Raw genomic sequence first — 13,612 nt, 5'->3', positions numbered from 1 at the left:
TCGTCGTCAAATGAATATCAAAATGTCGTTAAGTGAGCAGTCTCCCAGGTTGAAAGAAATTAAAATGTGAATGTATACATTTTATTGAAAAATATTTCTTATATCGAGGAGGATAATATGCCAAAAAATCGAAGTTTGCTTAACGCATTGCTTATCATTGCCATGTTACTGTTGTCAGCCTGTAATAACAGCAGCAATAACAATAATGGAGAGACAACGGCAGAATCCGATCCATCTGCAAAACCCGGCGAACTGACTGAACTGACGGTTGCTTTTCCAATTTTTGCTGCACTTCCGAAGGATATGTCCTTGATTGAAGAAGCAGTTAGTAAAATAGCCGAAGAAAAAATTAATGTTAAAGTCAAATTATTGCCTATTAGTTTTTCCAACTGGATCCAGCAAGTAAACTTGATGTTTTCAAGCGGAGAAAAGCTGGATCTAATGCCAACAATCTATGCCTACAACACAGCAATAACTCAAGGTCAATTGATTCCGCTGGATGAACTTCTTAACAAGCATGGAGAAGGTATAATTGCGGCATTAGATCCGGCTTATCTGGATGCTTCAAGGGTGAAAGGCACCATATTTGGTGTGCCGACTATGCATGAAATGGCGTATGTTAATGGCATTACAATGCGAGAAGATATTCTCGAAAAATACCAAATTGATACGAGTAAACTTCGTAAGCTTGAAGATCTAGAAGAAGTTTTGAAAGCGGTTAAACATGGTGAACCGGATATGGCACCACTAATCCCATCAACAGGGGCATCTATACTTGATAACTATCAGACTTTCGACAGATTGGATAATCATCTAGGCGTTCTTCCTGATTTTGATAATGGACTAAAAGTTGTTAATTGGTATGGTACAGAAGAATACGCAGAGCAGCTTCACATGCTTAGAAGATGGTACGAGGAAGGTCTAATTCTCAAAGATGCTTCGACGAATCAGATGAATGCACAAGATCTAATCGATTCTAATCGTGGTTTTGCGTTTCTACTAAATGCTCATCCCGGAGCACTTCAATTTGAAGAAGAGGGAAGTAAATCTACCAGTAAAGTGTCTATGGAAACCATAGCATTCTCAGATCCTCCCGTGTCTACAACTGCTCATATCACAAACACAATGTGGGGGATCACTTCAAATTCAAAATCTCCAGATAAAGCAATGGAATTTCTTAATCTGATGTATTCAGATAAAGACATCTCGAATCTGTTGATTTGGGGAATTGAAGGCAAACATTATAAAGTTTTAACTGGAAATGTCATCGATTTTCCTGAAGGTGTCAATGAACAAAATTCTGGATATCGATTAAATGCCGGCTGGATGTTTGGTAATCAATTTATCGCCTATGTCTGGCGAGGAACAGATCCGGATATCTGGGAAAAAGTAAAACAGTTTAATGAGTCAGCTGTAAAATCAAAGGCTCTTGGTTTCACGTTCGATCCAACATCGGTCAAAACAGAAATTGCTGCCATTGGAAATGTTATTTCACAATACCGTCTCCCTCTTGAAACGGGAAGTGTTGATCCAGATAACGTGTTGCCGAAATTTTTAGACAACTTGAAAATTGCTGGAATAGACAAGGTAATTGAGGAGAAGCAGAGACAACTCGACCAATGGGTGAAATCCAACCAATAAAGGGCGGCCTATTGCATCATCCAATTCTTTGGAAGGGAACGATGCCAGATGATTATTACGAAACTCAAAACAAATCGAATTACGAATCCGTTGGGATTCTCCTTGAGTGATTGGCCTAGACTTTCTTATATAGTCACGTGTACTGATGCTAAGAAGCAGATTGCAGCTAGGTACGAAGTAGCACTGGACGAAGATTTTTCTTCCATCATATTTGATAGTGGTAAGCATGCGGAGATTGATAGTCTCTCCTTCGAGCTGCGGATCGAACTCCAACCCAGAACTCGCTATTTCTGGCGGGTAGAGGTGTGGGCAGATAATGGAGACCATGCTGTTAGCGATGTTGCCTGGTTCGAAACGGCAAAACTAGATGAATCGTGGGACGCGAAGTGGATCATACCTGTAATGGACACGGAGCATCACCCGGTCCTTAGCAGAACTTTCAAACTCACAAAATCAGTTGATTCCGCCCGTGCATACGTATGTGGTCTCGGATTGTATGAGATGCAGATTAATGGGATCAAGGCAGGTGACGAGTATTTCGCCCCTCACTTCAACGCATACAACAAGTGGCTACAATATCAGACGTATGACATAACAGAGTTATTGCTCGAAGAAGAAAACCAGGTAGAGGTGAGCCTTGGGAACGGGTTATACAAGGGACGTTTCGGATTTGATGGTTATTCCAGAGAATTATACGGTAACGAGTTCGCTCTATTATGTGAAATTCGGGTGAAGTATACGGACGGAACAACGGAGATTCTAAAATCAGATACGGAATGGATTGCGGAGAGAAGCCCGGTTCTGAGTGGTAATTTGTATGATGGTGAATTCTACGATGCAACCTTCACGGCCACAGAATTGCATTCGGTTCGCGAAGGTGACCTTGGCTTTGAACGACTTACTGCAAGGTTAAGTCTTCCTGTTGTGGTGAAGGAAGAGTTGAAGCCAATTGAAGTAATTTACACACCAGCAGGTGAGACAGTACTCGATATGGGTCAAAACATGGTTGGTTGGATACAATTTCATACACATGCTTCAAAAGGAACGGTGATTCGTCTTCAACATGGTGAGGTTATGCAGGACGGGAACTTCTATCGCGATAACCTTCGAACAGCGAAGGCGGAATATGTTTATACAGCTAATGGGGAAGAAAGAATCGTTCGTCCGTACTTCACTTTCTATGGCTTCCGGTACGTCAAGGTGGAAGGGTGGCCGGGAGAGCTCGATCCTAACGACTTTACAGGCTGTGTCCTCTACTCTGATTTGGAACAAATTGGAGTAATTGAGACGAGCAGCCCGCTTGTAAATCGGTTGTTTCAGAATGCGCTTTGGGGACAGAAGGGCAATTTTCTGGATGTTCCTACAGATTGCCCACAAAGGGACGAACGGATGGGATGGACAGGAGATGCCCAAGTGTTCTCTGGAACCGCTTGTTTTAATATGGATTCGTATGCGTTCTATTCAAAGTATGGTCATGATATGGCTCTGGAACAAGAGGATCGCGGAGGCATGGTTCCAATGGTTGTTCCCGCAGTGAACGTTCCGAGTGGTGGCTCTAGCGCATGGGCTGACGCGGCCACGATCATTCCATGGAACGTATATCTTCATTATGGAGACAAGGGAATACTAAGGCAGCAATACAAGAGCATGAAGAGTTGGGTTGACTTTATTATTCATGCTGACGAGGATTCGGGCTGCAGCAGACTGTGGACGGTCGGTTTTCATTTAGGAGACTGGCTTGCCCTGGACGGGAATGATCCTGAGTCGGTAATAGGGGCCACAGACACGTCCTTTATCGCCTCTGCCTATTATTACTATTCCTCAAAATTGGTCGCGAAAGCGGCCAAGGTGCTAGGTTTCGAGGATGACCAAGTCTATTTCGAAAGGATTTCCGGGGAAGTCAAACAGGCGATAGAGAACGAGTTCTTTTCAAAAAACGGTCGCCTTGCGATCGATACCCAGACGGCATATGCCATAGCACTGTATATGGATCTAGTCCCGGCTGCGTATCAGAAGCGTGTTATAGAGGGTTTAATCATTCGGCTTCGGAAGGATGACTATCATCTCCAGACTGGATTTGTCGGAACTCCTTATCTAAACTTCGCATTATCGAATAATGGATGTGAAGAACTTGGCTACACACTGTTGCTCAACGAAGATCATCCAAGCTGGCTATATGCAGTCAAGCAGGGAGCCACGACAATTTGGGAACGCTGGAATTCCATTGACTCGGATGGCAAAATCGGTCCACCTGGGTTGAACTCCCTGAATCACTATGTCTATGGTGCAATTTCAGAATGGATGTACCGAGTAATCGCAGGAATGAACCCAGATGAAGAAGTACCGGGTTTTCGCCGAGTCATTTTGACACCGAAGCCGGATTTTCGTTTACAGTGGGCGAAAGCTGTAGTCGATTCGGCGGTAGGTACTTATAAGAGTGAATGGTCATTTGATGAAGACGGGAGACTTGAATTCCGCTTCGAGATTCCGTTTAATTCGACGGCGCATGTTCTCCTACCACGAGCATCTGTGGGTACAATCTCAATTAATAATAGTTTGGAGTTAAATGTGCCCATGATTAAAGATGGAGAGGATGTAAAGCTTGAGTTAGAGAGTGGAAACTACCTGATTCAATATATGCCGAATAGGAGCTATATTAAAACTTTTAGCACATATACACCGCTTGTCGATCTGGTTGTGAACGAACATGCACGTAAGCTTATTAAACCAGTAGTTCCTCCTGGTTTTGAGATGGAACCAAGTTCGATTTGGTACAAGGTTCGAGACTCTTCAATCAGAGATTTTGTCGCTCATTTTCCTATGGATACAAGCATACTTGAGGAGTTAGATGAAAAATTAAAAGCGATTAGGTAATTTTGACAGGAATTAATCTTCAAAGTCGATATAAATGAATTAATATCCATTTATTACAAATATGACAGGAGAGTTTGCATCATGACATTGCCTTACTTAAAAAAAGAAGACGGAGTATTTAACCTTTATGTTGACAATAAGCCCTATATAGCCTTAGCAGGTGAGATTCATAATTCCAGTGCATCCGACCTGGACTATATGAGAGATAACGTGTGGCCAAACCTAAGAGGATTACACTTGAATACGGTAATTGCTCCGGTCTACTGGGAACTTGTCGAACCGAATCCTGGCGAATTCGATTTTGAGCTAGTGGAGGGAATTATCGAACAGGCACGCGAAGAAAACGTTCGCTTGGTACTCTTATGGTTTGGGTTGTGGAAAAATGGAGTTTCATCCTATGTCCCTGCTTGGGTGAAGAGAAATAAGGAAACATATTTCCGAACAGCCTATCGTAATCAAACGACTTCAGATACGATTTCGCCGTTATGCGAAGAAGCTATTAAAGCGGATGCCAATGCTTTTAGGCAATTCATGAGCCATCTGAAAAAAGTGGACAGTGATCATCATACTGTGATTATGGTTCAAATGGAGAATGAAATAGGGTTTCTTGGTAGTGATCGTGACTATTCAGATGCTGCAAATGAACGGTTCAACCTTCTCATTCCTGATGAAGTAGGAGCCATTTTTGGAAAAGAAGGAACGTGGAAAGAAGCTTTTGGTTACGACGCAGAAGAATATTTTATGGCTTACCATTACGCTCAGGCAGTTGAATTGATCGCAAGTAACGGAATTGAAGAGTACCCGTTACCTGTGTTTGTGAATGCCTGGCTTGAACAATTTCCGTGGAATCCGGGATCCTATCCAAGTGGTGGGCCGATTGCAAAGGTGATACCGATCTGGAAAGCAACGGCTCCGTCAATCTGTCTTTATGCGCCGGATATATATGTTGAGAATTTTACAGAGGTTTGTGAGGAATATACGTCTGGGAACGAAAATCCGTTATTTATTCCCGAAGCTAGAAGAGACGTGGCATCTGTGGCGAAAGTCTTTTATGCTTTTGGAAAGTATAATGCTTTGTGTTATTCCCCATTTGGCATCGAGGACTTCTTAGCTCCGCCTAAAGAAGATTCGGATTATGATCCTAGCGTGTTAATAAGTCTCAATATAGATTTTTCCGCATTTGATGCAACCGGAACAGGTTCCTACCTTGCACAGAGTTATAAGTTGCTTAGTAATATGCTAGGAGTCATACAGAAGAACCGTGGAACGGGGAAAATGACAGGTTTCTTCCAGAATAATGAGCCAGGCTGTATACTGTCGTTCTCCAAATACAATTTAAAAGTCACTTATAAGCTCAAAAAAGATGGTAAACCCTTATCAGGGGGACTCGTCATCGAGGCCAATGATAACGAATTTTTTGTAGTAGGTATCGGTTTTTCGGTAGAATTTCTCCCTAAAGAAGGGGACTACAATTCAGAGTATGTTCGTATTGAGGAAGGGACTTTCGTGCAAGACGAGTGGGTTCGTGGACGCGTGTTGAATGGAGACGAAGCAGCTTACGGCTTCTCCATTGGGAGTCGCCCATCTGCGCTCCGAGTGGAGCTACACTAAGTACATTGTAAGTTATGTTGTGAATGGAGGCTTGATCTGTGATGAAACATCTGTTTGATATTCCTGAGAGTAAATAAATCCGTTTAATAATTAATACTGATGCTAAGAAAGAAGCTGATGATTAATTTGCAATTGTTCATGCATTGCTGACCCAAGATTCCATATTAAAGGCTTGCAGCTCATTTTGGAGAACTCAGAACGTCCACTTCGATGCAGGAAAGCTATGATGAAGTGATCAACGTATTGGAACTTATGGATCTGACTCGGGAAGGTTCTGTCTTTAAGGGTTCAGAAAGAGCCCTATCAGATGATCCGAAGTCGCTCTAGGTTATATTCCTTGATCCGATCACTGACTTTGCAGCGGCATATTTGCAGGAACCAGCAATTGCCGACAGATTGACTGCAGTATGGATTGGTGAAGGGCAATGGCCTGATCGAATATTCGAGTTCAATTTATGCAATGATATTAATGCGGCCAATATCATTTTCAATTCAAATATTCCACTATGGCTTATCCCTAATAATGTTTACGTGAATATTTGAGTTAGTATCGCGGAACTTGCCGTCAGAGTGAAACCGCATGGCAAAGTAGGGGCATATTTATATCAGCAATTGTGGACTTCAATTTTCAGATGGGTGAGTCACTAGGGTGGCCCAAAGGTGAAATGTGGAGTTTGGGAGATTCTCCAGCGGTCAGCGTCTTACTGGATGATCACGAATACGGCTATGAAATGAAACCTGCTCCAAGAATTACGAATGACATGCGATATGTGCATAACCAGAATGAGCGGTTAATCCGATGGTATCATTCTATAAATCCTCGGTTTACATTAGATGACATGTACGCCAAGCTCCAGCTTCATTTTGGTTCATAAAATATCAACAAAAAAAGCAGTTGGACATGGAGAAAATATCCTTTGTTCAGCTGCTTTTTAGATCTAAATATAAACAAATGTATGCCACCCAACCTACCGTTACTGGAAATAAAGAAAACTTGTTCGAATCTAATATTAGGAGTTTAAACTAACATAATTTCATACAATTTTTATAACAATCATACCAGTATATAGGAAACAAGAGGACTATACTCTAAAAAGAGGTTGCTAGATAAACCACTGAAAGATAATTGATAAATTGCATGTATTTGTAGTTGGATTTTTAATGATTTCAATGTGATCAAAATTGCTGAGGAGGAGTATTAATGTCTAAAAACGAAAATTCAAATCTCTCAGGTTCTAAAGTTGATTTTTTGGATCGTTCCTTTATTCAGCACCCTTTTCCAGTATACGAGAAGCTACGTGCGGATGAACCGATTCATCGTTTTTTATTGCCGGGTGGGCATTATGCGTGGATGGTATCACGCTATGAGGATGCCGTAAATATCCTACAAGATGGACGCTTTGTCACGAGCCATCCTCTCCAAGGACAAGCCGGGGAACAAGCTCCACATATGGAGATTATCTCGCAAAATCTACTGAGCGTGAGCCCAGAAGATCACCGACGTCTACGGCGATTAATTCAGAAGGCTTTCACACCACGTATGATTGAAAGGTTACGTGGAAGAATTGAGGAAATTAGTGATGAATTGTTAGACAAGATACTTGTATCGGGCAAACGTGAAATCGATCTAATCGAAGAATATGCTTTTCCTCTGCCGCTAATTGTTATCTGTGAAATGTTAGGTGTTCCAATAGAAGATCAAGATAAATTTCAATTGTGGTCGAATACAATTATGGAAAGCGTCAGCAACCCTCAGATGAGTCAGGAAAGTGACCTGGTCATGAAGGCTTTTGTTGACTACCTGCAAGGCTTTATCGCCGAACGTAGACAAGAGCTTAAAGATGATCTTATCAGTGATCTTATCAATGTGGAAGAGGCAGGAGACAAGCTTACAGAACAAGAACTTTATGCACTCGTGTTTGTTCTGATTATAGCTGGTCACGAGACAACAGTGAACTTGATCGGCAATGGATTGTTAGCTCTTCTAGAGCATCCAGAGCAAAAAAGGCTATTAGTAGAAGAACCTAATTTAATTCAGGCTACCGTCGAAGAAATTCTACGATTCAATGGTCCTGTAGAAGTAAGTAATGTTCGTTGGGCAACATCAAATGTTGAACTGGACGGTCATCAGATACGTCAAGGTGATATGATGTTTGTTGCTGTGGCTTCTGCGAATCGAGATGCCAAAAAGTTTGAGGAACCTGATACATTTGATATTACGCGTAAAGTTAATGACCACATTTCTTTTGGTAAAGGTGTCCATTATTGTCTTGGTGCCCCCCTTGCAAGACTTGAAGGTGAAATTGCTATAATTTCACTTCTCCAGAAACTCCCTGAGATGAAATTGAATACGAAGATTGATCTATTAGAATGGAGATCAGGTATGATTATCCGTGGCCTTAAGACGTTACCAATTACTTTTTAAAGATGAATTTCTAGTTTGAAGAGAAACAGTAGATAGTTAATTACATCCTATGAAAATGCAATATCCTACAATCTTAATTATTGTATGTGAAGTTTGCTTGATGTTAGGAAAGAGCCTTGGATTATAGGCTCTTTTTTCTTAAAATGTTGAATATGTTCATATCCATAAGTTAGTTCAAAAGCACTCAATGGAGAAGTACATTCCGTTTTTCCGAAACCCCTATTTTGAAAAAATTGATAACATCTTGAATAATAATAATTCTGGAAGGAACCCAGGAATGTGTTGATGCATCCACATCTTATAAGATGGCTCTAGTAGCAAGTTCAAAGTCAGATACGGCTGTGATCAAACGTTCTATCGGCTCCCCTGGCAGGGTATTACGCAGCAGTTACAGTGATAACATACTCGCTATTGAACGTGCGACACCTATCTATGATGCGCTGAAAGACAGTATAAGTGGCGAAGCTAATAAGCGATGGATTTATGATGGTCACAAAGAAGAAGGCTTCGGCTGGGCAGGCCAAGTGACCGGCATGATCCGCGATATTCCAACTGTCTCCCACTTAATAGACAGAATGGTTAAAGAGGCAGAGAGCATACGTGGAAAATGGGGGACAACAGAGTGATAAGATCCATTTTTAGCCTTCATTTCGTAAATTCATATTGCTATTTCTCCTGAGTAAAATGTTGTGCGAAGTAATAACCAGCACAAATCAGGTAATGGAGGTGATTACAACCGTATGGGCGTGTCATCCTATCGGACTTGGTAAGCCCATTATTTTTTTTATTCCCAGCTCACAGCATTTAGCTTCATGCAAATTTATATTAGTTTTGATGCCTATATAGGTGAAGTAGAAAGAAGTACTGTCAGTCCTAAGTGGTTAGTGAAAGCACCAGAAAAGTTCAGATGGAGCCTAGAAGGACTCTTTACGTATGATCTATTATTAGATTCATATAGCGAGAGTGATAGAGAAAATTAATTAAAAATTTCGAACTGTTAGAATGCTAATTTTGAGTGTAATCCTGCCAATTAGTTTGTTGACGTGTTCTTCGGTTTCTTAAATTGCTAAATGCAATGCCACTTAAAATAATGAAAACACCCGTCCATTGAAACCAGCTTAAAACTCTCTCTAGTACAAGTGATGACATGATAACGGCCATGGGAAGTTCGGATGCAGTCATAATAGTACCCGTACCTGAGCCGATATGCGGCATACCTATAGAGTACAAAAGTGGAGGGAGCAATACTCCAAAAAAACCAAGCACTAATCCGTAAAGAGCTATACCTGCCATTACATCCAGATTGAATAAGAAGATTGGAGGGAAAACGACAAAGACCGTAATAACGGCGCCAGTAGAAAGCAGAGCGCTTTTTAAAATTGGTGAAGTCTCTTTTGCAACAGAACCACTAAGGAAAATAAATAAAGCAAAGGTTGAAGCAGCCAATAACCCCAAGTTGTACCTTGCCACGTTAAGGAGAGAATTCCCTGAGAGATGACATTTGATGCAAATATCGAACCCACGAGCAATACTCCAATTGAGATTAGTTTATTCCGGGAGTAGCCATTCGCCCTACTTCGGGTAAAATTATTGAAACTAATCTATTGAGCCTTTTGGACTATTAATATAGAATTGGAATATCATAGAAGTTTTATTTTACATATAGATGGCTGAGGGCTAACAACATGAAATAGGATGTGATTAGAAATGTATTTTATGGATACGCCATACTTCATTGAAGGTAATATTAATCTCAGACAGCCACAACTGGAGGCCTACTTGAAAATTCAGGCGCATTTTAGTAATGGTGCCAATGAAGAAGCTTTAGTTGTACTCCCGACTGGCACCGGAAAAAGTGGTCTGATTGCTATCGCCCCATTTGGAATTTGTAAGAGTAGAGTATTGATTATAACGCCTGGACATGTAACGAAGAAAAGTATAGCCAAAACTATTGAAACCTTAGATGAAAACTTTTGGATCAACTCTAATGTATTATTCAATATTGAGGATAACCCCACGCTTATCTCTTTTGAAAATGACGTATTAGACAGTGAACTAAACAGTGCAGACATTATTTATACTAACGTTCAGAGAATTAATTCGACTAATGGTTTACTGAGCCGTGTTACTCCCAATCATTTTGATATGATAATAGTTGATGAAGCGCACCATGCAGCTGCAGAATCTTGGAAAAGAGCAATTGAATACTTTCCAGATGCAAAAATTTTGCATGTAACAGGTACACCTTATCGTGGTGATGGGGTAATTGTACCAGGGAAAAGAATACATGAAACGAAATTGTCAGAGGTTATGGAAAAACGTTATGTAAAATGGTTGCGTAACAAAACAGTTCAATCTGAGGACATTAATTTTTATTTAGCAGATGGAACCATTCTGTCTTTAGATGAAGCTAAGCAACTTAGGGATAGCGCGTGGGTTCAAAAATCAGTTGCTATGTCTGATTCATGTTCTTTAGAGATTATCAGAAGAAGTATAGAAGAACTAAATATTCTAAAGGGGCTTTCTCCTCAGGTGCCTCACAAAATTATGGCATCCGCGTGTAGTATCAAACACGCTCAACGTGTAGAGGAACTATATAGAGATGAGGGATTAGAGGTCGTTCTCATCCATAGTAAACAAGCTCCTGAGGAACAGGATCGCAAGTTCAAAGAGATTGAGCACCATAAAGTTGATGTAGTTGTAAACGTAGATATGATGGGTGAAGGATATGATCATAAATATTTAACTGTCGCAGCTTTGTTTAGGCCGTACAAGAGTCTGAACAGATTCGCACAAGTGATTGGTCGTGTTTTACGAGCTATTCCAGATGAGGAAATTACAAAATATGAAATCGACAATAATGCTCTGGTAATATATCATGAAGAATTAGGATTAGAGGAATTGTGGAGTTATTTTAAGCAAGAACTTGAGGATATAGGAAAGTACAGAAAGGTTAGAGAGATTGAACCTACTGATTATGATTTTGATCATAGGGAAACGATTTACGGCGAAGTAAGGTTGGGTGGAAATACCTCTGAATCAATTGATTCTTTTAGTCATATAATCAATTTTCAAGTCGAGTTTGAAAAAGCAAAAAATTCGATTGATGAAGAAAAAGAAACTAAACGAAAACAGTTACAAGAAATAGGTCTTGATGATGAAATTATTGAAGAAACTTTAGCAAATCTAACACGGAAAAATATGCGAGCCAAAACAGATGAGTTCACCCATCTGTATAATGAGAAAAGACCTCTGGAACGCCGAAAAATGATTCGAAAACTTCTTACTGAAAAGGTTCAATTAACTGCAATTGTGGCCCTTGAGAAGAGTGGGATTGAGGCAAAAGACAATCAACTCTTTAGAAAAATGGGTAAATTCCTACCGAGTTATGTTAAACCAAGTACTAAAAATGATGGTGTGCTCGTTATTTTTATGAATACTAAGATAAAAAAACGTTTTGCAGGAAGAGACATAATGGAAATTGAAGATTTAATTAATGCTCAGGCTTATTTGGAGGATGAGTTGAGAGCAGAAGTGGAGAGGATTCTGAATGGAATATCTTAATGAGTTAAACAAAATAGTAGAGGAATTAATTGTCTTTGATATGAATTCAGGAATTACGCCAATTGAATTAGCCTCAAATATTTATGAGGAGGGGTACTCCGAAATACGGATGTCAAAAAGATTTGGCCTTATAGAGTGTAGTGTATTTTTTTATGATACGGAGTATTTTTCTGACAAAAAATTGAAGTACGAATACCAATATAGTTATGATATAGATAATATTCTTCAAGAAATTGTACAGATTCAAAGTAAGAAACGTACTCTTCTTTGGTCAAGAAAAGAAGAAAGAAGTAAACTGATTACCAATATTTATGAAATGGCGAAAATAGTAAACATTAATATTGGAGATCTTCTATCTATGGAAGACATTAGACAAGTACAATCACAAATGGGTAGTTAATGAACCTGATGATGAATAGCATAAAAGGGCTGCTTTGTTTTAGTGGCCTTTTTGTGTTGTTAGGTTTACACACAAAAATGAACTTTTTCGGTTGAGGGGATTTTTAAATGAGAGAAAAACTATTTGAGTATTATAAAGAAAATGCATCAACACAAGCGCTCATATTTAGACATATGCGATGGTATCGCATATTTTTTTTGATAGCTGTATTTTTTAATGCGATATTAGTTTGTGTAGTAACTATTAGCTCTTTTAGAACACATTTTATAAATAGTATTTTAATGTGGTTCTTCACAATTATTAGTTTTTTTGTGTTTTCGAAATTAAATAGATTGTTCGACATAAAAGCAATGAAAATACTTAAGAGTCAGCATTCAATTAATTCAAGTCCACACAACTGGAGTGAACATCTCTCTGATATACGAATCACTATGATTACGGAATATTTATTGGAACATGGTATGCATCAGAGATGGAAAATTGAGAAGTTAATATTAGATTTTCATAATGATAATGAACGAAGGAAGATACCTCCCTTCATAGCACCAAGTATTATACTTGCAATATCAATCCCGAACCTAACTCAATTGTGTTTTCAGATGTATACATATTTTAACCTAAATGGTCACTCACCTTACTTTATTTCGAGTATGATCTACCCGAAAGTTATGTTGAATATATTTATATTTCTTGTTATCCTCCTTGTTTCTTTGTTAATTGTTGGGGTTATTACAATATTTAATAAAATGTCTGGCTTCATAAAACGCCAAGTTGTTGATAATCATGCCCCGAAACGTAGTGGTTTAATAGAAACACTTGAAGATATTTTATATCGTTTGCAAGATAAGAACTCTAATTAAATCTGTGTAGTTAAGGCACGGGTGATTACATAGAATAAATGAGATCCAAATTTTCTCAACTAAGAGTCATAGCGGAAGGAACGATATCTTCGCCAATACCTTTCTTTTGGAGGTGATGGGGACTCAAACCTATGTAGATAGATGATTTTATTAAGCGATAAACTATGCGACTTAAAAACAAAGTGCCAACCAATGAACTTTAATTGTTGGTACTTTGTCTTCACCGTAATTAATACT

At 39.4% G+C, this 13,612-nt stretch carries 8 protein-coding genes and 1 pseudogene; 8 read left to right on the top strand and 1 reads right to left on the bottom strand.

Annotated features, from left to right (window positions below; all coding sequences use genetic code 11):
- The first annotated feature begins 117 nt into the window (after nt 1-117).
- The 6 genes and pseudogenes from V6W81_RS24190 to V6W81_RS24165 all read left to right on the top strand — a co-directional run.
- Entirely contained in the window at nt 118-1,641 is a 1,524-nt protein-coding gene (locus V6W81_RS24190) for an ABC transporter substrate-binding protein (protein WP_338540634.1), read from the top strand.
- Between the two features lie 48 nt (nt 1,642-1,689).
- Nucleotides 1,690-4,515 (top strand): alpha-L-rhamnosidase, encoded by a 2,826-nt coding sequence (locus tag V6W81_RS24185; RefSeq protein WP_338540633.1) that lies wholly within the window; start codon nt 1,690-1,692, stop codon nt 4,513-4,515.
- A gap of 81 nt (nt 4,516-4,596) precedes the next feature.
- A complete protein-coding gene (locus V6W81_RS24180) occupies nt 4,597-6,126 on the top strand; it encodes a DUF5597 domain-containing protein (RefSeq protein ID WP_338540632.1) in 1,530 nt (509 codons plus the stop codon).
- A gap of 665 nt (nt 6,127-6,791) precedes the next feature.
- Nucleotides 6,792-7,001 carry a hypothetical protein gene (locus V6W81_RS24175; protein ID WP_338540630.1) on the top strand — a complete coding sequence of 70 codons (210 nt, stop codon included), beginning with the start codon at nt 6,792-6,794 and terminating at the stop codon, nt 6,999-7,001.
- Nucleotides 7,002-7,327: 326 nt separating this feature from the next.
- Nucleotides 7,328-8,551, top strand: coding sequence for a cytochrome P450 family protein (locus V6W81_RS24170; protein WP_338540629.1), 1,224 nt, complete (start codon nt 7,328-7,330; stop codon nt 8,549-8,551).
- A 269-nt stretch (nt 8,552-8,820) separates the two neighbouring features.
- Nucleotides 8,821-9,177 (top strand): annotated as a pseudogene (locus V6W81_RS24165) (NAD(P)H-dependent flavin oxidoreductase); the annotation flags it as partial.
- A gap of 379 nt (nt 9,178-9,556) precedes the next feature.
- On the opposite strand, the gene V6W81_RS24160 reads toward V6W81_RS24165, so the two are convergent.
- Complete coding sequence (locus tag V6W81_RS24160; protein ID WP_338540628.1) at nt 9,557-10,006, bottom strand: DMT family transporter; 450 nt, start codon at nt 10,004-10,006, stop codon at nt 9,557-9,559.
- A gap of 252 nt (nt 10,007-10,258) precedes the next feature.
- Here V6W81_RS24160 and V6W81_RS24155 point away from each other — a divergent pair, with 252 nt between their 5' ends.
- Together V6W81_RS24155 and V6W81_RS24150 are read left to right on the top strand one after the other, a co-directional pair.
- On the top strand, nt 10,259-12,115 hold the full coding sequence (locus V6W81_RS24155) for a DEAD/DEAH box helicase (RefSeq protein WP_338540627.1): 1,857 nt from the start codon (nt 10,259-10,261) through the stop codon (nt 12,113-12,115).
- Nucleotides 12,102-12,515: a hypothetical protein gene (locus V6W81_RS24150; protein WP_338540626.1), complete on the top strand. Its 414-nt coding sequence runs from the start codon at nt 12,102-12,104 to the stop codon at nt 12,513-12,515. Before V6W81_RS24155 ends, V6W81_RS24150 begins: the two co-directional genes overlap by 14 nt.
- Nucleotides 12,516-13,612: the final 1,097 nt, after the last annotated feature.

This window comes from Paenibacillus tundrae, from assembly GCF_036884255.1.
GTDB lineage: Bacteria > Bacillota > Bacilli > Paenibacillales > Paenibacillaceae > Paenibacillus.
Note: the sequence above shows the minus strand (reverse complement) of the source record. Positions and strands in the feature narration are given on the sequence as shown.

Bases quoted from the DNA above. Each gene is read 5' to 3' on its own strand.
- V6W81_RS24155 (WP_338540627.1), top strand. From the start codon at position 10,259: ATGTATTTTATGGATACGCCATACTTCATTGAAGGTAATATTAATCTC.
- V6W81_RS24175 (WP_338540630.1), top strand. From the start codon at position 6,792: ATGTGGAGTTTGGGAGATTCTCCAGCGGTCAGCGTCTTACTGGATGAT.
- V6W81_RS24190 (WP_338540634.1), top strand. From the start codon at position 118: ATGCCAAAAAATCGAAGTTTGCTTAACGCATTGCTTATCATTGCCATG.
- V6W81_RS24180 (WP_338540632.1), top strand. From the start codon at position 4,597: ATGACATTGCCTTACTTAAAAAAAGAAGACGGAGTATTTAACCTTTAT.
- V6W81_RS24150 (WP_338540626.1), top strand. From the start codon at position 12,102: ATGGAATATCTTAATGAGTTAAACAAAATAGTAGAGGAATTAATTGTC.
- V6W81_RS24170 (WP_338540629.1), top strand. From the start codon at position 7,328: ATGTCTAAAAACGAAAATTCAAATCTCTCAGGTTCTAAAGTTGATTTT.
- V6W81_RS24185 (WP_338540633.1), top strand. From the start codon at position 1,690: ATGATTATTACGAAACTCAAAACAAATCGAATTACGAATCCGTTGGGA.